The organism is Microbispora sp. ZYX-F-249, from assembly GCF_039649665.1.
Taxonomy (GTDB): Bacteria; Actinomycetota; Actinomycetes; order Streptosporangiales; family Streptosporangiaceae; genus Microbispora; species Microbispora maris.
In genome coordinates, this window is sequence record NZ_JBDJAW010000018.1 from 69,646 (window position 1) to 94,032 (window position 24,387).

The 24,387-nt window shown below is 74.0% G+C and carries 20 protein-coding genes; 13 read left to right on the forward strand and 7 right to left on the reverse strand.

The genetic code is table 11. The features are described from left to right. Positions 1-77: 77 nt before the first annotated feature. Positions 78-734, reverse strand: a complete 657-nt coding sequence (locus AAH991_RS21965; protein ID WP_346227751.1) for a response regulator transcription factor — start codon at positions 732-734, stop codon at positions 78-80. Next, positions 731-1,888, reverse strand: coding sequence for a sensor histidine kinase (locus AAH991_RS21970; protein ID WP_346227752.1), 1,158 nt, complete (start codon positions 1,886-1,888; stop codon positions 731-733). Before AAH991_RS21970 ends, AAH991_RS21965 begins: the two co-directional genes overlap by 4 nt. 85 nt (positions 1,889-1,973) lie before the next feature. Between AAH991_RS21970 and AAH991_RS21975 the strand changes: the two genes are divergently transcribed. From AAH991_RS21975 to AAH991_RS21990, 4 genes are all read left to right on the forward strand, one after another. Further along, positions 1,974-3,500, forward strand: coding sequence for a DUF1349 domain-containing protein (locus tag AAH991_RS21975; protein ID WP_346227753.1), 1,527 nt, complete (start codon positions 1,974-1,976; stop codon positions 3,498-3,500). 38 nt (positions 3,501-3,538) lie between these two features. Beyond that, the gene (coaE, locus tag AAH991_RS21980; RefSeq protein WP_346227754.1) at positions 3,539-4,144 is read left to right on the forward strand and encodes a dephospho-CoA kinase; all 606 of its coding nucleotides are present in this window, start codon (positions 3,539-3,541) and stop codon (positions 4,142-4,144) included. Between the two features lie 87 nt (positions 4,145-4,231). After that, the gene (locus AAH991_RS21985; RefSeq protein ID WP_346227755.1) at positions 4,232-5,092 is read left to right on the forward strand and encodes an alpha/beta fold hydrolase; all 861 of its coding nucleotides are present in this window, start codon (positions 4,232-4,234) and stop codon (positions 5,090-5,092) included. Beyond that, positions 5,085-5,666 (forward strand): TetR/AcrR family transcriptional regulator, encoded by a 582-nt coding sequence (locus AAH991_RS21990; RefSeq protein ID WP_346227756.1) that lies wholly within the window; start codon positions 5,085-5,087, stop codon positions 5,664-5,666. Before AAH991_RS21985 ends, AAH991_RS21990 begins: the two co-directional genes overlap by 8 nt. On the opposite strand, the gene AAH991_RS21995 is transcribed toward AAH991_RS21990, so the two are convergent. Further along, positions 5,635-11,415 carry a WD40 domain-containing protein gene (locus tag AAH991_RS21995; protein WP_346227757.1) on the reverse strand — a complete coding sequence of 1,927 codons (5,781 nt, stop codon included), beginning with the start codon at positions 11,413-11,415 and terminating at the stop codon, positions 5,635-5,637. The two genes, AAH991_RS21990 and AAH991_RS21995, sit on opposite strands and share 32 nt — an antisense overlap. A gap of 78 nt (positions 11,416-11,493) precedes the next feature. On the opposite strand from AAH991_RS21995, the gene AAH991_RS22000 reads away from it, so the two are divergent. The 6 genes from AAH991_RS22000 to AAH991_RS22025 all read left to right on the forward strand — a co-directional run bounded on the left by AAH991_RS22000 (position 11,494) and on the right by AAH991_RS22025 (position 17,213). Beyond that, positions 11,494-12,684, forward strand: coding sequence for an ArsB/NhaD family transporter (locus AAH991_RS22000; protein ID WP_346227758.1), 1,191 nt, complete (start codon positions 11,494-11,496; stop codon positions 12,682-12,684). A gap of 115 nt (positions 12,685-12,799) precedes the next feature. After that, positions 12,800-13,408: a biotin transporter BioY gene (locus AAH991_RS22005; protein ID WP_346227759.1), complete on the forward strand. Its 609-nt coding sequence runs from the start codon at positions 12,800-12,802 to the stop codon at positions 13,406-13,408. A gap of 7 nt (positions 13,409-13,415) precedes the next feature. After that, the gene (locus tag AAH991_RS22010; protein WP_346227760.1) at positions 13,416-14,789 is read left to right on the forward strand and encodes an AMP-binding protein; all 1,374 of its coding nucleotides are present in this window, start codon (positions 13,416-13,418) and stop codon (positions 14,787-14,789) included. Position 14,790: 1 nt separating this feature from the next. Then, positions 14,791-15,936 carry a thiolase family protein gene (locus AAH991_RS22015; RefSeq protein ID WP_346227761.1) on the forward strand — a complete coding sequence of 382 codons (1,146 nt, stop codon included), beginning with the start codon at positions 14,791-14,793 and terminating at the stop codon, positions 15,934-15,936. Beyond that, on the forward strand, positions 15,937-16,611 hold the full coding sequence (locus tag AAH991_RS22020; RefSeq protein WP_346227762.1) for an energy-coupling factor ABC transporter ATP-binding protein: 675 nt from the start codon (positions 15,937-15,939) through the stop codon (positions 16,609-16,611). After that, positions 16,608-17,213 carry an energy-coupling factor transporter transmembrane component T family protein gene (locus AAH991_RS22025; protein ID WP_346227763.1) on the forward strand — a complete coding sequence of 202 codons (606 nt, stop codon included), beginning with the start codon at positions 16,608-16,610 and terminating at the stop codon, positions 17,211-17,213. The genes AAH991_RS22020 and AAH991_RS22025 overlap by 4 nt, the downstream gene beginning before the upstream one ends. A 7-nt stretch (positions 17,214-17,220) precedes the next feature. Here the strand turns inward: AAH991_RS22025 and AAH991_RS22030 are convergent, their stop codons facing one another. Genes AAH991_RS22030 through AAH991_RS22040 form a run of 3 tightly spaced genes read right to left on the reverse strand, consistent with a single transcriptional unit; the run spans position 17,221 to position 19,738 of the window. Continuing rightward, complete coding sequence (locus tag AAH991_RS22030) at positions 17,221-18,063, reverse strand: inositol monophosphatase family protein (RefSeq protein ID WP_346227764.1); 843 nt, start codon at positions 18,061-18,063, stop codon at positions 17,221-17,223. Further along, positions 18,036-18,689, reverse strand: coding sequence for a hypothetical protein (locus AAH991_RS22035; protein ID WP_346227765.1), 654 nt, complete (start codon positions 18,687-18,689; stop codon positions 18,036-18,038). Before AAH991_RS22035 ends, AAH991_RS22030 begins: the two co-directional genes overlap by 28 nt. Beyond that, complete coding sequence (locus AAH991_RS22040) at positions 18,686-19,738, reverse strand: hypothetical protein (RefSeq protein WP_346227766.1); 1,053 nt, start codon at positions 19,736-19,738, stop codon at positions 18,686-18,688. The genes AAH991_RS22035 and AAH991_RS22040 overlap by 4 nt, the downstream gene beginning before the upstream one ends. A gap of 226 nt (positions 19,739-19,964) precedes the next feature. Between AAH991_RS22040 and uvrB the strand changes: the two genes are divergently transcribed. The 3 genes from uvrB to AAH991_RS22055 all read left to right on the forward strand — a co-directional run bounded on the left by uvrB (position 19,965) and on the right by AAH991_RS22055 (position 23,729). Beyond that, complete coding sequence (gene uvrB, locus AAH991_RS22045) at positions 19,965-22,076, forward strand: excinuclease ABC subunit UvrB (RefSeq protein ID WP_346227767.1); 2,112 nt, start codon at positions 19,965-19,967, stop codon at positions 22,074-22,076. A gap of 274 nt (positions 22,077-22,350) precedes the next feature. Continuing rightward, a complete protein-coding gene (locus AAH991_RS22050; RefSeq protein WP_346227768.1) occupies positions 22,351-22,902 on the forward strand; it encodes a hypothetical protein in 552 nt (183 codons plus the stop codon). Positions 22,903-23,123: 221 nt separating this feature from the next. Further along, positions 23,124-23,729, forward strand: coding sequence for a DUF4126 domain-containing protein (locus tag AAH991_RS22055; RefSeq protein WP_346227769.1), 606 nt, complete (start codon positions 23,124-23,126; stop codon positions 23,727-23,729). A gap of 48 nt (positions 23,730-23,777) precedes the next feature. Here AAH991_RS22055 and AAH991_RS22060 read toward each other — a convergent pair whose 3' ends face one another. Then, positions 23,778-24,356, reverse strand: a complete 579-nt coding sequence (locus AAH991_RS22060) for a Uma2 family endonuclease (RefSeq protein ID WP_346227770.1) — start codon at positions 24,354-24,356, stop codon at positions 23,778-23,780. Positions 24,357-24,387 lie beyond the last annotated feature (31 nt).

Genomic DNA, 24,387 nt, shown 5'->3' on the forward strand with positions numbered 1-24,387 from the left:
CCTGCGGCCGGGCGGCTCCGGGGCGCGACGGTGCGCCACGCGGGACGCTCCACCGTTCGGCGCCGGCTCGGACAGGCTCAGGCGAGCCGATACCCCACGCCGGGTTTCGTCGTGATGACCGGTGGTTCGCCGAGCTTGCGGCGCAACCGGCCGATCGTCACCGTCACCGTGTTGGTGAACGGGTCCGCGTTCTCGTCCCAGACCTGCTCCAGCAGCGCCTCCGCGCTCAGGAAGCCGGGGCTCGCCCGCATCAGCGCCCGCAGCAGGGCGAACTCCTTCACGGACAGGTCGAGCCGCCGGCCGTCGCGCACGACGGTCCGGCGTACCGGGTCCAGTTCGATCCCGGCCGCGCGCAGCGTCCGGGGGCGCGCGTGCGGCTGACGACGGGCCAGCGCCTGGACCCGCAGGATCAGCTCCGGGAAGTGGAACGGCTTGGTGAGGTAGTCGTCCGCTCCGAGGGTCAGACCGGTGACGCGGTCACCGGGTGTCCCGGCGGCCGTCAGCATCAGCACCATCGGGCGGTCCGGCCGCTCGGTGATCATCTGGCACAGCGTGTCGCCGTGCAGGCCGGGCAGATCCCGGTCCAGGATCACCACGTCGTACGCCGTGAGGTCGAGCTTGGCGGCGGCGGACAGCCCGTCGTGACTGACGTCGACGGCCATCGCCTGATCGCGCAGGCCCTCGGCGACGACCTCGGCGAGTGGCCGTGCGTCTTCGACGACCAGGATCCTCATGCCGGCACCTCGGCCGGGGGCGGGACGGACGGCAGCGAGATCGAGACACGCAGGCCTCCCCGCGGCCGAGCGAGCAGTTCGAGCCGCCCGCCGTGAGCGGCCGCGATCGCCGCGACGATGGACAGCCCGAGGCCGGAGCCGTTCCCGGTGCGGTCCGCGCCGAGCCGCTCGAAGGGCCGGGGGAGCCGGTCCACGTCCCGCTGGTCGAGGACGGGTCCTGCGGTCTCCACGACGAGCCGGACCTCGGCGTCCTCCCGGAAGGTCTCCAGCCGGATCCAGCCGTCGTCCTCGTTGTGCGTCACGGCGTTGTCGACCACGTTCTCCACCATGCGTGCGAGCAGCGCGGCGTCGCCCCGGGTGACCACGCCTGCCCGCAGATCCTCGGTCACGCCGAGCCGTTTCGCCGCGATCCCGGTGGCGCGATCGGTCATCGCCCGCGCGGCCAGCCGAGCCACATCGACGTCGGCGGCACCGATCAGCGCGCCGTGCTGAGCCCTCGCCAGCACGAGGAAACCGTCGAGCAGCTCATCCACCCGGTCCAGCTGCGTACGCAGCCGGTCGCCCAGGACGAGCGTCTGCCGCGCCGCGCCGGGCTTGGCCACGGCGACGTCCAGGGACGCGCGCATGGTCGCCAAGGGGGTCCGCAACTCGTGGGAGGCGTTGGCGACGAACCGGCGCTGGGCGGCGAACGACGCCTCCAGCCGCCCCAGCAGGTCGTCGATGGTGTCGGCCAGGTCCTTCACCTCGTCCGCCGGGCCGCTGACGCCCAGCCGCCGGTGCAGGTCGTCGGCGGTGATGCGCCGGGTCGCGGCGGTGATCACCCGCAGCGGGCGCAGCACCCGGCGGGCGAGCGCCCGCCCGGCCAGCACGGAGACGACCGCCATCACGGTCAGCGCGATCAGGGAGCCGATCAGCAACTGCCGGGAGTGCTGCGCGTGCACCTCGGCCAGTTGCTCCTGGAGATGACGAACGCGCTGGTGCAGCTCGTCCAGGCCGTCCGCGGCCGGGGGTGGCGGGTCGACGGGGACGCTGCGCCTTCCCTCGCCGGCGAGCAGGAAGGTGAGCGACAGCAGTCCGATTCCGGAGACGAGGAACACCCCGGCGTACAGGATCGTGAACCGCAGTCCCACCGTGCCGTTGCGCAACCTGTTCACGCCTCCAGCATGCCGGGGCGGACCTAACAACGGGGTGACAGGGACGGTTCGGACCAGGACAGCTCCGCATCCGTAGAACGGCGGCATGCTCACCAGAGAACTCCTCCACCGGGAATGGGCGGCCTTCCGCAGCCCCGCCAGGCTGATCGCCCTGGCCGCGGCGGCCCTCGTCGTGATCGCCGCCGGCCTGCTCTACGCCGCCGGCAACCGTGCGTCCTGCGTGGGGCCCTGCCCGGCCGATCCGGCCGCCGCGGACGGCTCGATCGTCGGCGACCGCTTCTGGTTCCTGCACCGCGACCTCGGCCGGGAGGGCGCCATCACCGTGCGGATGACCTCGATGACCGGCACGATCACCTATCCACCGCCCCTTCACGACCGGATCGTCACGGGCCTGGTGCCGTGGGCGAAGGCCGGGATCATCATCAAGGACGGCGTACGGCAGGGCTCCTCCTACGCGGCGCTCATGATGACCGGCGGGCACGGCGTGCGGATGCAGTACGACTACCGTCACGACGTCGCCGCGGGGGAGGGCGTCCTCGCGCCGCGGTTCCCGCGCTGGTTGCGTTTGACGCGGTCCGGCGACACCGTCACCGGTTCGGAGTCGGCCGACGGCCGGCGCTGGCACACCGTCGGGACGGTGAGGCTGGCCGGTCTCCCGGCGACGGCGAAGGTGGGGCTGTTCGCCACGTCCCCCGGCGACCTCACGCTGCGGCGGGTCGGGCTCGGCGGAGCGGTCGAGGAGAGCCGCTTCACGCAGGCCACCGGCGTCTTCGATCACGTCACGGTGGTGGGCGGGTCCGCCGGCGCGTGGCGCAGCGAGGCGGTCGGACAGATGAACCAGACCGACTGGGAGAAGTACCACAACGCCTCCGGCGCGGTCGAGAGGGACGGCGTCGTCACCGTGAGCGGGACCGGCGACATCGGCCCGATCGGGAGCGAGGGCGCCGTCACCGCCGAGAGGACGCTGGCCGGTCTGGTGATCATGTTGATCGTCGTCGTCGTCCTGGCCGCCCGGTTCGGCGCCCGGCCGGACACGGCGGTCTCTCGCCGGGTCCTGGCCGCCCGGGCCGTGGTGGCCGGCGGCGCGACCTTCGCGGCCGGGCTCGCCGCCGTCGGCGTGGTCCTGCCGGTCGGCGTCGCGATCCTGAGCGGCAACGGCGTCCCCGTGCAGCCGGTCTCCGCGCTGACCGGCGTCCGGGTCGTCGCCGGGACCGCGGCGGTGCTCGCCCTCTGCGCCGTCCTGGCGTACGGGCTGGGCGCCTGGCTGCGGCGCGGCTGGGCGGCGATCACCCTCGCGCTGTCGCTCGTCGCGGTGCCCTACGTGGTGACCGCGTTCCCGTTCCTGCCCGATGAGGTGTCGCGATGGCTGCTGCGGCTCACCCCGGCCGCGGGCTTCGCCGTCCAGCAGACGGCGGTGGAGTATCCGCAGGTGGTCGCCCACTACGCGCCGTCGGCCGGCTACTTCCCGCTCCCCGGCTGGGCCGGCTTCGCCGTGTCGTGCGCGTACACGGCGGCGGTCGCGTGGCCGGCCGTGAAGCGCACGCGGGGGAGCGGCCCGCGCACCGGCGATAGCGTGCCCGGCGCCGCGGCGACTGCCGTCGCGAACGACTGAGTCGGGCATACCGCGAACCGCCCGATAGGCTGCGGGACGTGCTGAAGGTTGGGCTCACGGGCGGCATAGGTTCGGGCAAGAGCGAGGTGTCGCGCCGGCTCGCGGCCCGCGGGGCCGTCGTCATCGACGCGGACAAGATCGCCAGGGAGGTCGTGGAGCCGGGCACCCCCGGCCTCGCGGAGATCGTCGAGGCGTTCGGCGAGGACGTGCTCCGTCCCGACGGCACGCTCGACCGGGAGCGGCTGGGCGCCATCGTCTTCGCCGACGCGGAGAAGCTGCGGGTTCTCAACGGGATCGTCCACCCGAAGGTGGGCGAGCGCAGCCGGCAGCTCCAGCGGGAGGCCCCGGACGACGCCGTCGTCGTCTACGACGTGCCGTTGCTCGCGGAGAACGACCTGGCCCCCCTCTACGACGTGGTCGTCGTGGTGGACACGCCGGACGAGGTCCGGCTGGACCGCCTGCGGCGTTTGCGCGGCATGCCGGAGGCGGACGCCCGCGCCCGGATCGCCGCTCAGGCCTCCCGCGAGGACCGGCTGAGGATCGCCGACATCGTCATCGGCAACGACGGCTCCCTGGAGGAGCTCGACGCCCGGGTGGAGAAGGTCTGGCAGGACCTGAGCGGCCGGGTCGCCCGGAAGGGCTGACGCTTCCCGAATCTACAACGTAAAGGCGTCGGAACGACGGCGGCTCGATCTTGACGGGCCTTGGCTAATGCCATTAGCCTTTGGGCTATGCACTTGAGCCTGGAGGACCGCATGACGGAGTTCCTGAAGATCGGTGATGGCGAGATCGCCTACGACGTGACCGGGGCGGGCCCGCTGGTCGTGCTGGTCCCCGGCATGGGGATCACCCGGAACACCTACCGATTCCTCGCCCCGGCGCTGGCCGCCGCCGGGTATCGCGTGGCGACCATGGACCTGCGCGGGCACGGCGAGTCGAGCCTCGGCTGGGACTCCTACACCCGCACCGACACCGCCGACGACATCGTCGCCCTGATCGAGCACCTGGGCGGGCCCGCCGTCGTCGTCGGGCACTCCTTCGCCGGGGGATCGGCCACGATCGCGGCGGCACAGCGGCCCGAACTGGTCACCGCAATCGTGGAGATCGCCCCCTTCACCCGCGCCCAGAAGCCCGACCTGGGCGGCCTGCTGAGCAACGGCCACTACCGCAAGGGCATGACGCGGCTCATGGGCGTGGCGCTCCTGCGCAGCATCGGGCTCTGGAAGAGCTACCTCGACCACGCCTATCCCGGTGTCAAGCCCGCGGACTGGGCGGACTACATGGCCGCCCTGGACAAGGACCTGCGCAGGCCGGGCCGCATGGCCGTGGTGAGCGCGATGGGCGCGTCCGCGCCCACGGACGCCGGCGCGCACCTCGGCGGCGTCCGCTGTCCCGCCCTGGTCGTCATGGGCACCCGCGACCCCGACTGGGCCGACCCCCGGGCCGAGGCGGACGGCATCGTGGCAGGAATGCCGCAGGGGCTCGGCGAGGTGGTGATGATCGACGGAGCGGGGCACTACCCGCACGCGCAGTATCCCGACGAGGTCGCCGCCGCGATGCTCGCGTTCCTCAAGGAGCGGGCCCGTGGCTAGGGCGCCCCTGTCCCCGGACGCCGTCGTCGACCTCGCGCTGCGGATCGTGGACGAGGAGGGCCCGGACGCGCTCACCCTGTCCGCGGTCGCCGGGCGCGCGCAGGTCGCCACCCCCTCGCTCTACAAACACGTACGCAACCTCGCCGAGCTGCGGGTCCTCGTCTCCGGGCGGGTGCTGGGCGAGCTGACGGAGGTCGCGAGCGAGGCGGTGCTCGGCAGGTCCGGCGACGAGGCGCTGCGCGCCCTGATGGACGGCTGGCGCTCCTACGCCGCCCGGCATCCGCACCGTTACTCGGCCCTGATCCAGGCGCCCAGGCCGGAGACGGCCGAGGCGGGGGACCGGCTGATCGGCATCATCCTCGCCGCGCTGCGGGCGTACGGGCTGGAGGGTTCGGCCGCGATCCACGCGGTCCGCTGCCTGCGCGCCGCCATGCACGGCTTCGCGGTCCTGGAGGCGGCGGGCGCCTTCCAGCTCGGTGAAGACCTCGACGAGAGCCACGCCCTGCTGGCGCACATGGTCGTCTCCGGGCTCCGGACCCTGCCTAGAACGGCTCGTCCAGAGCCAGCCGCCTGACCTCGGGCAGGTACTCGTCCAGCTCACCGGGTTCGAACCGGCACATGCCGATCACGTACCAGAACTGGCCCGTCACGTCGCCCTCCAGCTTGTACAGCCCGCTGGGCGAGTACGCGGCCCAGCCCTCCGACAGGCCGAGCAGGGTGGCGCGGGGCTCGCGGCGGGCGACGTCCCACAGGATCACCACGCCGTCGTCCCCGGCGCTGGCGAGGACGTCCCCGGAGGGGTGGAAGGCGACCGACCAGATCCGGCGGCCGTGCCCGGCGAGTGACCCGGCGCGCGCGCCGGAGGCCGGGTCCCACAGGTGGACGGCGAGGTCGTCCCCGGCGGTGGCGAGCAGGTCGCCGGACGGGCTGAACGCCGCCGTCCACAGCCGCCCGCCCCCGTCGAGCACGCGCAGGCACTCGCCGGAGGCGGCGTCCCACAGGCGTGCGGTGCCGTCGTTGCTCGCGCTCGCCAGCAGGTCGCCCGAGGGGGAGAAGGCCACCGCGTACACCCGGTCGCCGTGCCCGCTCAGCGTCGCCACCCACCGGCCGGTCGGCGCGTCCCACAGCCGGACCTTGCGGTCGTCGCAGCCGGTGGCCACGAGCCGGCCGTCCGGGCTGAACGCGATCGACCTGACCCGTCCCCGGTGCCCGGTCAGGTTGGCGACCTGGCGTCCGGAGGGGCGGTACCACAGCCGGACGCTGTCGTCGTCGTTCGCGGTGGCCAGCAGTTGCCCGTCGGGGCTGAACGCCTCCGCCCACACGTGGTCGGTCTCCACGTTGAGCTCGCGCTCGTACGTCCCGGCGGCCGGGTTCCACAGGTAGACGCCGCCGTCGTTGCTCGCGGTGGCGAGCAGCGGGCCCGCCGGGCTGAAGACGGCCGACACCAGCCGGTCGGCCGTTCCGGTGAGCGAGCGCAGGCGGCGGCCCGTGGCCGGGTCCCACAGCCGTACGTAGCCGTCGTTGCCGCAGGCGGCGAGCATGCCGCCGTCGGCGGAGAACCGCACGGACGTGACGCGGCGGCCGTGGCCGCGCAGCGTCTGGACGCACTGACCGGTGTGGGGGTCCCACAACCGGGCGGTGCCGTCGTTGCTGCAGGTCGCGAGCTGCCGGCCGTCCCGGCGGAACGCGAACGGCCACACCGATCCCCGGTGCCCGGTCAGCTCGGCCCGCGACTGTCCGGTGCGGTGGTCCCAGAGCCGGACGACCCCGTCGCTGTCCCCGGTCGCCAGCAGCTCGCCGGTGGGATCGAACAGGACCTGGTAGACGGCCCCGCGGTGCCCGGGCAGGCTGCCGGCCGCCGCGCCGGTGACCGGGTCCCACAGCCGTACGGCTCCCTCGGTGTCGCCGGAGGCGAGCAGCCGGCCCTCCGGATGGAAGGCGAGGGTGTAGATCCGTCCGGGATGACCGGTCAGCTCGTGCAGCGCGGCGCCGGTTCGGGGGTCCCAGACGCGCAGCACGCCCTGGCCGTCCCCGGCGGCCAGGCAGGTGCCGTCGGGGCTGAGGACGAGGCGGTAGACGGCCCCGCTGTGGCCCTGCAGGTGGTGCCGCACCCGCCCGGTTGCGAGGTCCCACACGCGGATCGCCCCGGCGCTGTCGCCGGTCACCAGCAGTCCCGGCAGGAACACGGCCGTGTAGATCGGGGCGGTGTGACCCGGCAGCTCCCACACCGGCTCCCCGGACCTCCAGACCCGCATGATCCCGTCCGCGCCGCCGGCCGCGACCAGGTCGCCGGAGGTGACCACGGGCCACACCCCCTCGGCGTGGGCGCGCAGGACGTGGGACGGCTCGCCCGTGGCCGGATCCCACACCCGGACGGTTCCGTCGCTCGCGCCGGTCACCAGCCCGGCCTCGCCGTAGGCGACCTTGTAGACGCGGCCCCGGTGGCCCTGCAGCGTGCGCAGGACGGACCCGGTGACGCTGTCGCAGACCAGGACGCCGCCGTCCTCCCCGCCCAGGGCGAGCACACCGCCGTCGGGGCGGTAGGCGACCGGTTCGGGCAGGCGGCTGCTCTCGAAGTGATAGCCGTACGGCACGCCGACGACGGCGGGGGCCGGCTCGGCGCCGACCCGCCCGCCGTCCGCGCCGGAGCCGCCGGGCGCGACGGCGGCGCCGCGCAGCTCCGGCGCTCCCCGGGGCACGCCGGTCACGTCGATGAGCGCGGCCCGGTCCCAGCGGCTGCCCTCGACGGCGGCGTCCCGCAGGTCGGCACGGGCCAGCCGGGCCCGGGTGAAATCGGCACCGCGCAGGTCGGCGCCGACGAGGACGGCCTCGTCGAGGCGCGCCCCGGCCAGCCGGGCGTCCCGCAGCACGGCGTGGGACAGGTCGGCCCCGACGAGCCGGGCGTCGGTCAGGTCGGCGCCGGTGAGGTCCACGCCCTGCAGCTCCCGGTACGACAGGTCCTCGCCGCTGAGCCGTGCCCCGCGCAGGTCGGTCCTGGCCGAGGTGCGCAACCGGGTGGTCACCTTGATGGCGTTGGCCCGCGCCACGTCGCCCGCGCCGGGGGAGGCGAGCGTGCGGGCCGCCCACGCCTGCAGCCGCGAGGCGTCGGCCAGGTCGCACAGGAAGTCGACGGCCAGCGCCGACAACGGCCGCAGGCCCAGGCCCCCCGCGTGGCCGGTGCCGAGCGAGTCCGCGAGGTGCCGGGCCACCAGCCATTCCACGACCGAGGCGTGGATGAACCCGAACAACCCCTCGTCCGTGCGCACCAGCAGGCTGCCGGCTCCGACGGCGTGCACGGCCTGCTCGGGCGTCAGCCGCGAGACCCCCTGCGCTCCCGGGTTTCCCTGTGCTCCCGCGGTCCCGGCGCCGTCCCCGACCGGCGGACGGGAGGATCCGGGATCCGCGCCCGGTCCGTACGGCACGCGGGCCTGCGTGTCGGCGGCCAGCCCGGTGAGCGTGTCGGCGGCCTCGGCCAGCTCCGCCGGCCGCAGGTAGGTCTCGCCGGTCTCCCACAGCCGCAGCGCGAGCGTGGTCGCGGCCCGCCACAGCTCCTCGCGGGTCAGCCCGCCGGGGGCCCCGGCCACGCCGCGTACGCGCTCCTCCTCGAAGGCCAGCCACGTGTCGAGGATCTCCTGGTAGAGACCGGCGGCGCTGATCGCCTCCCCGGCCTGGGCCACGGCGCGCAGCCGTTCGGCAGGCAGGTCGGCGATGAAGCTGAGCATTCGGGGGTTGTGCGCCAGGCCGAGCAGGTCGGCGATGCCCGTGAGCAGGGCCATCCGTTCGTCGGCCGCCTGCCGCGAGCCGTACCGGTTGACCAGGTACGCGCGGATCTGCTCCTCGGTGAACTCCTCGATGCTGAGCACCCGGCGGTTGGGCAGCAGGCCGACCTTCTCCCCGAGGGCGGTCATCACCTGGCTGCGCGACTTGAAGTGCTGGGTGCGCCCGGCCACGACGATCTTCGCCTTGTCCTCCGCCGCGCGCAGCAGCGTGTCGAGGTGGTCGGCCGCCCGTTCGTACGTCACGCGGGTGACGAGTTCGTCGAAGCCGTCGAACAGCAGCACGATGCGGCCCTGGCGCAGCATGTAGTGGAACGCCTTGAGGTCGATCAGCTCCTCGCCGTGGTTGGCGAGGTGCGCCGCGACCAGCCCGGCGACCGAGTGCGCCTTGTCGAGGGCGCGCAGCTCGATCAGGATCGGCGTGAGGTGCGGCAGCTCGGCGGGGATGCGCCGGGCCACCTCGCGCAGCGAGAACGTCTTGCCCCGGCCGAAATCGCCGAGCACGAGCGCGAACCGCCCGTGGTCGGCCGCGAGCAGCCGCATCAGCTCGCCGGTCAGGTCGTCGCGCACCTCGCCGCCGGTCCGGTCGAGCTCCCGGAACCGCTGCGGCACGTACAGCTCGGGCGGATAGCGGCGGTCGCCGCGCAACCTGGCCGTCTGCCCCGCCACGTAGGACGACAGGTCGAGCAGGCCCTGGAACTCGGTGAAGCTGCGCAGCCGCAGCCCGCGCCGCAGGGCGTCGTCGCGTAATGCTCGCGGCGGCTGGGGTCCCTGGTAGACCAGCTCGGCGGCGTGCTCCAGCCCCGCCGCGTGGACGTGGCCGAGGAACGCCTCGACCCGGTCCTGGCTCAGCTCCCCGGCGTGCGCGCCGATGAGGACCTGGCGCACGAACCCGTCCTCGGGGTGGGTGACGAGCAGGCGCGGGGGCTCGCCCGCGACGCGGCGGATCTTGGCCCGTTCGAAGCGGGTCTCGCAGACCTCGGCGATCCGGTCCAGCAGCAGGTCGGCCGGGCCCGCGGGCTCCTCGGGCTCCGGCGCCGGCTCGGGAGGGGCCGCCGCGGGGGCCTGTGGCCGCCAGCCGCGCCAGCCGTACGGCAGGACCTCGGGGTCGCGCAGCTCGGGGCGGTCCCGGGTCCACCGGCGCAGCCCCTCCGCAGTGAGCTGGAGGATCTGGTGGCGGCCCGGGGCGAGCGCGGGCACGCACGGCAGCCCCTCCAGCTCCCACACCTCCTCCGGCCCGCCGCGCCGCGCGTCGCGGCCGTGGACGAGCAGGTCGAGCCGGGAGCCGAGCAGCCGTTCCAGGGTGGCGGCGTCGCGCAGGCCGGAGCGCGGGGGATGGGCGACGGCGCCGATCCGCAGCCATCCCTCGAACGGCCGCAGCCGCTCGGCGAACCACGCCGCCTGTGCCTCGCCGACGAAGCCGTGGTCGTCCTCCTCGCGGTGGCTCATCGCGATCGTGGAGTTGACCCCGGCGACGACGGTGCGCAGCTCGGGCAGCTCGAACAGCGTCCAGGGCTGGGCGCTGTCGAAGGCCGGGCCGTCGAGGCCCTGGTACAGCTCCCCGAAGAGCGTGGAGAAGTGCCGCCACTTCGGCCAGTACGGCGGCTGGGGGCGCACGTCGTCGGCCTCGCAGGTCGCGAAGTAGGCCCGGCAGGCCGCCTTGGTGACGTCGCGGGGTCCGGGCACGACGACCAGCCGTCCGGGTTCCAGCCCCAGCAGCACCCGCAGCCCGGTGAGGAACGCGAGGGCCTGCTCGCACTCGCGGATGCTGCCCGACTCGGTGAGGTCGCCGGTCACCATCAGCAGGTCGGGCCGGGGGACCCCGGCGTCGGCGAGGCGGGTCAGGTCGGCCCACACGCTCGCCTGCAGCTCGCCCGCGTCGAGCGGCTCGTCGGCCTCCGCCAGCCCGCGCCCGAACCGCGGCCCGGCGACGTGCAGCACGGTCACCGAGGAGGCGCCGCCCGCGCGCTCGGCCGTCGGGAAGGACGGTTCGGCGGCCGGGGTGCGCCGGGGCCTGGGCACCCGTACGGCGGGGGGCGCGGGGTCGGCGGCGGGCTGGAGGGCATGCCTGCCCGGCTCGGCCGGGAACCGGGGTGGTTCGGCCGGCTTGGCCCGGCCGGCCAGCGCCTGCCGGATCCGGGTCAGCAGCAGCCGCCGCGCCTCGGCGGGATCGGTCACGCCGAGGAGGTCCACCCAGGTGATCGTGGACAGCAGGCCGTCGAGCGGGCAGTCCTCCAGCCGGACCGTCACGAGCTTGTTGGACGGGTTGTCCGGATCGGCGCGCAGCGCCGCCTGCCACTCGAGCCTGCCGTACCGGGAACCCAGGTAGTTGCGGGTGAGGACCGCGACGACCAGGTCGGCCTCGCTGACCCCGCGGTCCATGAAGTCGATGAAGTTGGTGCCCGGCACGAAGTCCCACGCCTGCAGCATCGTGCGGTAGCCGGCGGCTTCGAGCTGCCAGGCGATCCAGGTCGCCCACCGCTCGTCGGCGGGGGAGTAGCTGACGAAGATCTCGGTCCGCGCGTCCCCCCGCCCGCTGTGCGTCATGAGGCCCAGTATTACCGCTGCCACCGACGGTTTGGAGGGGGTTCGATCATCATCCGGCCGCCGATATAGGGTGTGCGCGTGGCGACCGGGCTGCGGCGACTCAGCGTTCTCGACTGGATCAGGTTCGGGCTGCTCGCGGCGGGGCTGGTCTTCGTGGCCACCGGCCTGCTGCCGGCCGAGGAGGCCCGGGACAGCATCGAGCGCATCGCCCCTCTGCTGCTGTTCCTCGGCGCGGTCATCGTGCTGGCGGAGCTGACCAAGGAGGCGCAGGTCTTCGACGTTATCGCGACCCGCATCGCGATCGTCGGCCGGGGCAGCTACGCCACTCTCTTCCTGTTCTGTACGGCTTTCGCCTCGCTGGTCACGATCTTCCTCAACCTGGACACCACGGCCGTCCTGCTTACCCCGGTCATGCTGGCCCTGGCGCCGCGCGCGAAGATCGCGCCGCTGCCGCTCGTGATGACCACGGTCTGGCTGGCCAACACCGCGAGCCTGCTGCTTCCGGTCTCCAACCTCACCAACCTGCTCGCCATGAACCGGGTCGCGCTGACCACGCAGGAGTTCGCCGCGCGGATGTGGGCCCCGCAGGCGGTGTCGATCGCGGTGACGATGGCGTTCCTGTGGGCGTTCTACTGGCGGCGGGGCGAGCGCGGCGAGGACCGCTACGAGCCGCCGCCGCCGGTGCCGGTGGCCGACCGGGTGCTGTTCGGCGTCGCGGGGGTGGCGTGCCTGCTGTTCATCGCCGCGATCCTGGCGGGCGTGGAGATCGGCGTCGCGGCCCTCGTCGCGGCGGTCGCGGTGGTCGCCGCCTTCGCCTGGCGCGACCGGGCCAAGCTCGTGTGGGGCCTGATCCCCTGGCGGCTGCTGGTCTTCGTCACCGGGCTGTTCCTCGTGGTCCCGACGCTCAGCCGCCTCGGCCTGGCCGACGTCATGCGCGCGCTCGTCGGCGCGGGCGGCGACGGGGACGGCGCCTACCGCGCGGCCGCCGCCGGAGCCGCGCTGTCCAACGTGCTCAACAACCTCCCGGCGTACGTCGCGGGCGAGCAGGTCATCCCCGCGGCCAACCACACGCAGCTGCTGTCGCTGCTCGCGGGCACCAACCTGGGCCCCGTGATCACGCCCTGGGGCTCGCTCGCGACGCTGCTGTGGTTCGAGTGGTGCCGGCGGGGGGACGTGCGGGTGCCGCTGGCCAAGTTCGTCGCCACCGGCGCGGGCCTCGCCCTGGCCGGCCTCGCCGCCACGGTCACCGTCCTGGTCCTCACCGCCTGAGACGCCGACCGGCCGGTAGCCGGCCTACGGCTATGGTCACCGCTGAGAACGACACGGCGAAAAGTTGTGGGTTTCCTCATTCGCCGGATGGAGGGTCTTGGTATGGGATCGATGCGTGACAGATGAACAGAGCACGCCGAAGCGGCGCTTCCCCGCGGCGGACATCGCCAGAGTCAGCGTCTTCGCCGCGCTGATCGCCGTGCTCGGCCTGCCGGGCGCGCTGAACGTCTTCGGCGACGCGGTGCCGATCACGCTGCAGACGCTGGGCGTCATGCTCGCCGGGGCGATCCTGGGCACGTGGCGGTCCGCCCTCGCCGTGACGGTCCTGCTCGTGCTGGTCGCCGCGGGGCTGCCCCTGCTGGCGGGCGGGCGCGGCGGGCTCGGCGTCTTCACCGGTCCCTCGGCCGGCTTCCTGCTCGGCTGGCTTCCCGGCGCGGCCCTGACCGGGTGGATCGTCGAACGCGGCGGACGCGCGCCGGGCACGCTCCGGCTGGTGATCGCCTGCCTGGCCGGCGGCGTCGGCGTGGTCTATCTGTGCGGCATCCCCGTGCAGGCCCTGGTCACCGGGCTGTCCCTGGGCAAGACCGCGCTGCTCAGCGCCGCCTTCCTGCCGGGCGACCTGGCCAAGGCGGCGCTGGCGTCGATCGTGGCGCGGGGCACCCAGCGGGCCTACCCGGACGCCGTCCCGGCGGTGCACCGGGAGCGGCTGAGGGCAGGGGGGTGACCCACCCGTGCCGGTAGCCGCGCAGGTCATGCGGCACGCCGCCGTCCGCCCCCGGCGGATCGCGGTGTCCGGTCCCGGGGGGGAGCTGACCTATGCCGAGCTCGCGGCCCGGGCGAGCCGCGCCGCACGCCGCCTCGCCGACGACGGCATCGGTCGCGGCGCGCTCGTCGCGACCGGCCAGGCCGACCCGGCGGCCCTGCTCGCCGCCGTGCTCGCCGCCGATCTGGCGGGGGTCACGCCGCTGCTGTGCGACCACGCCTGGAACGAGGAACGACGGGCGCAGGTCATGGCCGCGGTGCCGGTGGCCGCCGGCTTCGACGACCCGATCCCCGAGGCGGACGGCCCGCCCGTGCGGCACCGCCCCGGGCCGGACGACCTCACCTGGGCCTGCTTCAGCTCCGGCAGCACCGGCAGGCCCCGCGCCGTGGTGCGCGGCCGCGCCTCGTGGACGGGGTCGTTCGCCCATCTGGACGAGCTGACCGGCATCGGCCCCGGCGACGTCGTGCTGATCCCCGGTCCGCTGGTCTCCTCCCTGTACGGCTTCGCCGCCGTGCACGCACTGGCGGCGGGCGCGACGGCCGTGGTGCCCGGCCGGTGGTCGCCGGGCGCGCTGGCCGGGCAGTTGCGGCGGGCCACCGTGGTGCATGTGGTGCCGCACCGGCTGCCCGCCGTGCTGGACGCCCTGGCCGCGTCCGGGGGCCCGCTGCGCACCGCCGTGGTCGGCGGGGCGGCGATGGACGCCGGCGCCCGCACCCGCGCGGCGGCGGCCGGAGTGCGTGTGGTGTCCTATTACGGCGCCACCGAGCTGTCGTTCGTCGCCGTGGACGCCGACGGATCCGGGCTGCGGCCCTTCCCGGGCGTCGAGGTCGACGTCAGGGCGCTGCCCGGGCAGGCCCTCGGCGAGGTGTGGGTGCGCTCCCCGTGGCTCTGCGAGGGCTACCTGGCCGGTGCCACGGGCCCCCTCCGGCGGGACGCCGGCGGCTGGATGACGGTCGGCGACCTGGCGGAGCCGTACCGGCCGGGCGAGGTCCTGCGGCTGCGCGGCCGCGGCGACGGCGCGATCCAGACCGGCGGCGCCACCGTGGTGCCCGAGGACGTCGAGGAGGTGCTGAGGAAGGTGCCGGGAGTGGACGACGTGGTCGTGGTCGGCACGCCGCATCCGCACCTGGGCGCCGTGGTCACCGCGGTCGTCGAGGGCGAGGACGCGTCACGGGCGGCGCTGGAGGCGACGGCGCGCGCCGAGCTCGACCCCGCGCAGCGCCCCCGCCGCTGGTACGCGGCCCGGTCCCTGCCCCGCACCCCCACCGGCAAGCCGGCCCGCGGCCTCGTCGCCGCCCGTCTCGCCGCCGGCGGCGACCCCGGCCTGCGAAGGCTCGGCTGACATGGGCGAGCAGGCGGTCGTCGTCGCGGCCCGCCGCACTCCCATCGGCACCGCCGGCCACGCGTTCCGGGCCCTGACGGCCGACCGGCTCGCCGCGCCCGTCATCGGGGCGGTCGCCCGCGACGTGGCGCACCTCGGCGTTCCGGTCGACGACGTGGTGCTGGGCAACTGCACGGGACCCGGCGGCAACCTGGCGCGGGTCTGCGCGCTGGCCGCCGGTATGGGCCACGAGGTGCCCGGCGTCACCGTGGACCGGCAGTGCGGCAGCGGCCTCGCGGCGATCCTGGTGGCCGCCCAGGCGGTCCGCTGCGGCGACGCGGACCTGGTCGTCGCCGGGGGCGTCGAGAGCGCCTCGACCGCGCCGCTGCGGGCCCACCGGCACGAGGGTGAGCCCGCCGTGCCGTACGAGCGGGCGCCGTTCGCCCCCGAGGGGCACCCCGACCCGGACATGGGCCCCGCCGCCGAGGCGCTCGCCGCCGCGCGCGGCGTGACCAGGGAGCGCCAGGACGCGTACGCCCGCCGGAGCCACGCGCGGGCGCTGGCCGCCCGGGAAGCCGGCCGGTTCGCGCGCGAGATCGTCCCGATCGGCGGCCGGACCGACGACCAGCGCCCACGCGCGCTGCGCCCGGAATCGCTGGCCCGGCTGCCCGCCGCGTTCGTGCCGGGGGGTACGGTGACGGCCGGCAACTCCTCCCCGGTCAGCGACGGGGCCGCGGCGGTCGCGGTCGTGCCCGAGCGGCTGCGCGCGGCGGCCGGTCTGCCCGGTCTGCGCCTGCTGGCCGGCGCCGTCGCCGGCTGCGACCCCGCGCTGCCCGGGTGGGGCCCGGTGCCCGCCGTACGGCGGGTGCTGCGGCGGGCCGGAGCGGACCTGGAGAGGGTGGCGGCGGTGGAGATCGTGGAGGCGTTCGCGGCGCAGGTGCTCGCGGTCACCGACGCGCTCGGCCTCGATCCCCTCGGCGCGGACTCCGGGCGCGTGTGCGCCGACGGCGGCGCGCTCGCCCTCGGCCACCCCTGGGGTGCGAGCGGCGCCGTGGTGGTGACCCGGCTGTTCAGCCGGCTGGCCGGGGCGGAGAAGGGGACGCTGGGCCTGGCGGCGGTCGCGGTCGGCGGCGGTCTCGGGATCGCCGCCCTGTTCGAGGTGGTGTGAGTGATCCGGCTGGAGGACGTCCATGTGCGGCTCGGGCAGCGGGAGGTGCTGCGCGGCGTCACGGCCACGCTGACCGAGCGCCGCGTGGGCGTGGTCGGGGCCAACGGCTCCGGCAAGAGCACACTCGCCCGGCTGATCAACGGGCTGGTCCTGCCGTCCTCGGGCACCGTGACGGTGTCCGGGCTCGACACCCGCCGCCACGCGGCCCGGATCAGGCGCGGCGTGGGGTTCCTGTTCACCGATCCGGACGCGCAGATCGTGATGCCCACGGTGGCCGAGGACGTGGCCTTCTCGCTGCGCCGCAAGGGGCTGGCGCGCGCGGAGGTCGAGCGCCGGGTGCGGGAGGTCCTGGAGAGGTACGGCCTGGCCGAGCACGCCGACCATCCCGCCCATCACCTGTCCGGCGGCCAGAAGCAACTGCTCGCCCTCTGCTCGGTCCTGGTGCTCGAACCGGAGATCCTGGTCATGGACGAGCCGACCACGCTGCTCGACCTGCGCCACTCCCGGCAGGTCGCGGCGCTGCTGCGGGACCTGCCGCAGCAGGTGGTCGTGGTCACCCACGACCTCGCGCTGCTGGAGGACTTCGACCGGGTGCTCGTTGTCGACGAGGGGCGGATCGTCGCCGACGCCGACCCCGCCACCGCGATCGGCCACTACCGGAAGACGATGGCGTGACCGGGCTCACCGGTGCGTACGTGCCGGGCGGATCGCTCCTGCACCGGCTGCCCGCCGGCGCCAAGCTCGCCGGGCTGGCCGTGTCCTGCACCGCGCTCCTGCTGCTGCGCTCGCCCGCCGCGCTGGCGGGCGCCGCGGCCGCCGTGGTGCTGCTGTACGCCGTGTCCCGGGTCGGGCTCACCGCGGCCTGGGCGCAGGTGCGGCCCGTCCGCTGGTTCGCCGTGGCCCTGTTCTGCGTGCAGCTGGTCTTCGCCGATCTGCCCGCGGCGGCGTCCTCCACGCTGCGCGTCGTGCTCGCCGTCGCCCTGGCCGGACTGGTCACGCTCACGACGCGCACCGGCGCGCTCATGGCCTGCCTGGAGCGCTGCCTCGCCCCCGTCAGGTTCGCCGGGCTGGACCCGTTCCGCCTGTCGCTGCTGCTGTCCCTCACGCTGCGCAGCGTGCCGGTGATGGCGGACCTGGTCACCCGGGTGCGGGACGCCCAGCGCGCCAGAGGGGTCGAGCGCAGCGCGCGCGCCTTCGCCGTCCCGCTGGTGGTGGGCGCCCTGCGGCACGCCGACGCGCTGGGCGAGGCGCTCGCCGCGCGCGGCCTCGACGACTGAGCGCCCTTCAGATCGGCGGCAGGGCGGACGCCAGGCGGCGGGCCTCGGCGACCAGGTCGAGCAGCTCACCGACCAGGCCGGGCGGCGCGGCCACGAAGCTGCGGTCCTCGGACGGGCCCTCGGCGGACGCCTCGAACGGCCCGCCGTCCAGCCGCCGGATCTCCACGCCGGCCTCCCGCGCGATCAAAGCCCCGGCGGGCAGGTCGAGCCCCTCCGCGTGGTAGCCGATCATGCCGTCGATGTCGCCGCGGGCGAGCATCGCCCAGCACAGCAGCGGGGCCCAGAGCTGGAGCACCCGCCGGGCGCGGGCGTCCATCGTCATCTTCAGCGACCGCGCGGCCGGATCCAGCCGGGAGACCCCGTGGCCCTGCGTCCAGGCCAGCACCGGCCCGTGCGGGAGCTCCCGCGGCGGCGGCCCGGTCAGCGGCCCCGCCGGCCCGCGGGCCCCGGCCCCGGCGACGGCCGACCAGGTGCGGCCGGACAGCGGCTCGTGGACCACCCCGAGCACCGGGCGGCCGCCCGCGCACAGCGCCAGGCCCACGACGTACGCCGGGAGACCGATCGCCACGTTGTTCGTGCCGTCGAGGGGGTCGACGAGCCAGGTCCACCCGCCGTCCGCCAGGTCGCCGTCGTGGACGCCCGACTCCTCGGCCACGATCCGGTGGGTGGGGAACTCGGCCCGGATGCGGTCGAGGATCAGCTTCTCGGCGGCCAGGTCGAGGTCGGTGACGACGTCGCCCGCCCCGCCCTTGGCGTGGACGGCGACCGTTCCCGGCGCGCTGTCGCGCAGCACGGCCCCGGCGGACAGGGCGGCCTCGACGGCTACCCGCCTGGCGTGTTCGAGGTCCACAGGCTCCTCCTGGCCAGCTCGGCGGCACGTGCGGTCTCGGCGTCGTCGAGGCGTTCGCGCCTGACGTGGTGGAGGGGCGTGGCGAGCGGCCCGAGCGACAGGTCGCCCAGGCCCGGCCTGCCGCGGCCGAGCGCCACGGTGGCGGCCTCGCCGTCCTCGGGGATGACACTGCTGTGGAAGGCGCCCGCGGCGAGCGTGTAGGTCTCCCCGGCGCCGAACAGCTCGGCGCGTCCCGGGGCGTACGCGACGGTCCTGGCGGTGGGGCGCACGACGTCCCCCGACGGCGTGCTGACCACCTCGAAGACGCGGTGGGTGGGAGACGCCGAGGTGTCGGTCACGACGGCGTGGACGTTGCGCACCTGGCCGTACAGGACGTGGCTGACCAGGTCCCAGCTGTGGCAGTGGATCTGCGAGGTGGTGCTGCGGGCGCGCCGCGCGGCGGCGGTCCACACGTGCACGCACACCCCGAGGTCGCCCTCGCGGACCAGCGGCAGGCAGAGGAACCCCAGCGGGTGCCGCACGCCCCGCACCCGCGAGCCGCCCGCGGCGATGTCCCCGAGCACGCCGAGAGCCCACTCGCGGGCGTCCCCGCCGGCGAGCGCGCCGAGCACGTCCCGGTACCTCATGGCGCGTACGGGTCCTTGGCGCGCAGCGCCTTGCGGGTGACCTCGACGACGTCCCGGTCGGTGAACGCCTTGGGCAGCGGGAGATCGACGCGGTCGAACAGCCTGCGGACCTCCTCGACGGTCGGCTCCTCGCTCAGCGGCACCGACCGGTATCGGTCGATCGCCACGCGCCGGGCCTGCTCGAAGCTCGTGCGCAGCTCGGTGCCGCAGCTCTCGTAGAAGAACGAGCCGCTGAAGGCGATGATGGCCCGGTTGGGGTCCTCGGACGTCATGATCAGGGCACGGCCCGACATGTCCCAGCGGAAGGTCGTCATGACCGGCGACAGCCCCACCGCGATGTCGAGCAGGCCGTACCGCTGGCGGTACCAGAACGCGGCCAGGACGCTCGCGTACGACTCCTTCCTCGCCCGGTCGGTCGTCCACACCTCGCCGGTGCCGTCGGGCCGGTCCGACAGGGACCTGCGGTAGTGCGCGTAGCTCTCGCACACGGCCTCGTCCGTCGGGTCGATGATCTCCAGGCGGACCGTGAGGTGCCGCTTCTCGCGCCGCGCGGCGGCCACGCACTCGGGCAGCGTGACGGCGCGCATGTAGGTGCCGGTGCCGCCCTTGAACGCCCAGCGGTCGGTGCCCCGCCGCGCGTCCGCGTGCGCCTGTGCGATCTCGTGCTGACTGCCCAGGATGCGGATGACCGCCATGTCCTCGAGGGCCCGGCGGGTGCCCGCGACGAGGTCCTCCAGCTCGTCGAGGCGGTCCAGGCGCTCGGGAAGCCGCGTGAGCACGCCGGAGGTCGCGTGCATGGCCTCCTCGACCGGCTCCTGCCGGGCCCGGTCGCGCAGCAGCGCGGTCGCGACCAGGGCCAGGACGACCAGGGTGGTGCCGCTGACGAGCTGAGACTTCACCTTGTCGGGGATCACGTCGTCGGGCAGCACGCCGAGCACGCCCACGGCCACGGCCAGCACGAGGGCGATGGCGCCGTCGATGTTCTTGGCCGCCCACGCGAGCGACTGGCCGACGGCATTCCGCAACCCCGCCATGGTCAGCCCCGCCATCCCGTCAGTGTCGGCCCCCGGCTTGAATCGTAACGACAGGGTCATGGTCCGGCCAAGCGTTGACCACGGGCGGGCCGCAGGCGTCGCGGGCGAGGAGCGGAGCGGGTATCGGGACCGGAATTGTCGGTCGCCGCGCGTAGGTTATGGAGGTGAACCGGAGCGGGCGGAGCGCACCTGCATGCCGCCCCGCGCCGGCGGTCGGGGCGAGTGAGGAGCTGAGCGGGCGATGACATCCATGATGGACCTGAAGCGCAAGGTCGCGCCCTTCGAGGTCGTCACCGACATGACGCCGTCCGGCGACCAGCCCACGGCGATCGCGGAGCTGGAGCGCCGGGTCAGGGCCGGGGAGAAGGACAGCGTCCTGCTCGGCGCGACCGGCACCGGCAAGACCGCGACGGTCGCCTGGCTGATCGAGCGGGTGCAGCGCCCGACGCTGGTCATGCAGCCGAACAAGACGCTCGCCGCCCAGTTCGCCAACGAGCTGCGCGAGATGCTGCCGAACAACGCGGTCGAGTATTTCGTGTCGTACTACGACTACTACCAGCCCGAGGCGTACGTCCCGCAGAGCGACACCTACATCGAGAAGGACTCCTCGATCAACGAGGAGGTCGAGCGGCTGCGTCACTCGGCGACCTGGTCGCTGGTGTCGCGCCGCGACGTGGTGGTGGTCGCCTCCGTCTCCTGCATCTACGGCCTGGGCACGCCGCAGGAGTACGTCGACCGGATGGTCGGGCTCAAGGTCGGCCAGCAGATCGAGCGCGACCAGCTGCTGCGGCGGCTGGTCGACATGCAGTACACCCGCAACGACCTGGCCTTCACCCGGGGCACGTTCCGGGTGCGCGGCGACACGGTCGAGGTCATCCCGGTCTACCAGGAGCTGGCCGTCCGCATCGAGATGTTCGGCGACGAGATCGAGAAGCTGGCGACGCTGCACCCGCTGACCGGTGAGGTCGTCGGCGAGGACGACGAGCTGCACATCTTCCCCGCCTCCCACTACGTGGCAGGACCCGAGCGGATGGAGCGGGCCATCGCCGGCATCGAGGCGGAGCTCGCCGAGCGGCTCGCCGACCTGGAGCGGCAGGGCAAGCTGCTGGAGGCCCAGCGGCTGCGCATGCGCACCACCTACGACATCGAGATGATGCGGCAGGTCGGCACCTGCGCCGGGATCGAGAACTACTCGCGGCACATCGACGGCCGCGCGGCGGGCACCGCGCCGCACACGCTGCTCGACTTCTTCCCCGACGACTTCCTGCTGGTGCTGGACGAGTCGCACCAGACCGTCCCCCAGATCGGCGCGATGTACGAGGGAGACGCCTCGCGCAAGCGGACGCTGGTCGACCACGGGTTCCGCCTGCCGTCGGCGATGGACAACCGCCCGCTCAAGTGGGAGGAGTTCCTGGAGCGCATCGGCCAGACCGTCTACCTGTCCGCGACGCCCGGGCCGTACGAGCTGGGCCGCAGCAAGGGCGAGGTGGTGGAGCAGGTCATCCGCCCCACCGGCCTGGTGGACCCGGAGGTGATCATCAAGCCCACCAAGGGGCAGATCGACGACCTCATGGAGGAGATCCGCGCCCGGGCGGAGCGGGACGAGCGGGTCCTGGTCACCACCCTGACCAAGAAGATGGCCGAGGACCTCACCGACTACCTGCTCGACAACGGCATCCGGGTCCGCTACCTGCACAGCGAGGTCGACACGCTGCGCCGCATCGAGCTGCTGCGCGAGCTGCGCCTGGGTGAGTTCGACGTGCTCGTCGGCATCAACCTGCTGCGTGAGGGTCTCGACCTGCCCGAGGTGTCGCTGGTGGCGATCCTCGACGCCGACAAGGAGGGCTTCCTGCGCTCGGAGACCTCGCTCATCCAGACGATCGGCCGCGCGGCCCGAAACGTGTCCGGCCAGGTCCACATGTACGCCGACAAGATCACGCCCAGCATGGAGCGGGCGATCGAGGAGACCAACCGGCGCCGGGCCAAGCAGATCGCCTACAACGAGGCGCACGGCATCGACCCGCAGCCGCTGCGCAAGAAGATCGCCGACATCCTGGACAGCCTCGTCCGCGAGGACGCCGACACCGCGCAGCTTCTCGGCGGCGCCGGGCGTCAGCAGTCGCGCGGCAAGTCGCCGGTGCCGGGTCTCGCGTCCCGGGGCGCGGGCCAGCACGCGAAGGCGATCGCGGGGGAGATGCCCCGCGCCCAGCTCGAGTCGCTGATCGAGTCGCTGACCGAGCAGATGCACACCGCCGCGGCCGATCTGCAGTTCGAGGTGGCGGCCCGGCTGCGCGACGAGATCAAGGAGCTCAAGCGGGAGGTCCGCGACATGCGCGAGGCCGGCGTGAAATGACGGCGTGACGGGCGGCCGAATCCAAGCTCGGCCGGTTCTCGAGGAATGTGCGCTGAAATCGTCGGTGTGTGAAGTGCGGGAATTCTGTCGTTCCGACAACGCGGTGGAAATGCCGCCGGCTGCGAGGAGATGGGCGGGGGCGTAGGCTCCGAACGGGTTGACCTGGGCCGTTACGGGGAAGGCATTCGCTGGCGCGTGAATCCACGCGTCATTGGAGTAGCTCGATTGGGGCGGCTCCGAGCGGGCTAATCCTTTGTGACAAATCGGGGAAATCATGCGTTCGACGACCAACGCGTCAGGGCCTGCCGTTCGCCTCGCACTCGCCGCCGGGTCGGTGGCCGCGCTCCTCGCCGCGTGCGGCGAGGCTCCGGCGCACTCGTCCGCGGCGGAGCCGGTGAACCGGCCGGTCACGTTCGCCTCGGCCTCCGCCGAACCCTCCGTGACGCCCGCACCGTTGTCGTCGCCGTCGCCCGGCCCGTCGGCGACGCCGAGCGACTTCGTCGGCTGCCGGGACGGCGACTGCGAGGCGCGGGTGCGTGTGGGGGACAGCATCCCCATCGACCCGGCGCTGGGCGTGGACGAGATCTCCGTGGTGGGCCTGCGGGGAGACGCCGCCAGAATCGCCTTCACCGGCACCTCCACGGTCGTCGACGGCGCGAACACCAGCATCAGCCGGAGCTGTTACAACGACCGCTGCCGGGTCCGAGGGGCGTTGACGATCAGCACGAGCAGGCCGGGCCGCATCGGCGACGTCGGACTGCGGCTCACCCGCGTGGAGGGCGACAGCGCCCTGTTGGTGCTGCGGCCGGCCGGTGAAGAGCAGTGACTCCGCGGGTTCCCAGGGGCGATCCACGCGGGCCCGGCGGATCGACGAGGGTTTCGCCACGGCATAGACGTCCCGGCCGCCCGCGCCTGACACGGTGGGCGCCCGTCACGTGCCGGCAGAGGTGTCGGGGACGCGATTCGCGGTAGTGGGCGGGGACACGGAGCCGGGGCCGTCCGTTGACGGGAAGGCGGGATCGTCCCGCCGGCCGGAGGAGGTTGCCGATGTTCGCGGCGCTCACCGGGCTCGGGCTGTCGACCGCGGCCGGGCTCAACGCGTACATCCCGTTGCTGCTCGTCGGCGTGCTCGCGCGGCTCACCGACGCCGTACGGCTGCCGCACGAGTACGCCTGGCTGTCCGACACCTGGGTCCTCGCGATCATCGCCGTGCTGCTGGTCGCCGAGTTCGTGCTCGACAAGGTGCCGGTGGTCGACCACGTCAACGACATGATCCAGACGGCGGTGCGGCCCGCAGCGGGCGGCGTGGTGTTCAGCGCCACCGCCGCGGCGGAGCGGCTGGACGAGTCGGCATGGATGGCCGAACACCCGGCGGTCGGCTGGGTGCTGGGGATCGCGGTCGCCCTCGCCGTACACGTGATCAAGGCCACCGCGCGGCCGGTGGTGAACGCCACCACGGCGGGTGTGGGCGCGCCGGTCGTCAGCACGGCCGAAGACGTGGGCTCGCTCGGCATGAGCCTGATCGCGATCTTCCTGCCCGTCCTGGTGGTGGTGGCGCTGGCCGTGCTGGCGTTCATGGCCTGGCGGCTCATCCGCAGGGTGCGGCGCTACCGGGCGGCCCGCCGCACCCGTGCCGCCGCGTCGCCCGGCTGACGGCGGGGCACGGCACCCGCGTCTCGCGCCGACGCCGCACAGGCCGGATCAGCCGAGGAAGCGGCTCAGGTCCAGGTCGATGTCCACGTCGAAGCCGACGTAGGTCGCGAGGCGCTTGCGGTGGATCCCGGTCGGCACGTACGCCTTCACGCTCGGCTCCAGCTCGAACGTGTACGCGACCGCCTGCTCGTCTTCCGGCTCCACCCGCCATAGGTATTTGATGCCGGCATTGGAATACTTGATTGGCTTCGTCACTCTGTCCCTGTCCGCCGATTCGGGCGACACCACTTCGACGACAAGGTGAACGTCCTCAGGTTTGAAGGACGTCGTCGTGAGGTCGGGCAGGGCGCTGCGCTTCACGATCATGAGATCGGGCTCGGGCCGCTGCCGCAGGCCCAGAGTGACGCTCATCTCGCGCACGACGCACAAGCCCTGGGGAGGCGAGAGTTCTCTCTCCAGAAGCCTCAGCACGAACATGTGAAATGCGGTCTGGGGAGACATCATGATGAGAGACCCATCGATCAGCTCGACGTGCGCGGGGGCGTCGGGGGGAAGGTGGTCGAGCATGTCGGCGGTCCATCCGCCCGGCGGACCGGGATAGAACCACTCGGGGAAAGCCGCAGTCATCCGGTGTCCTCCTCTCCCTAGAGCGATCACT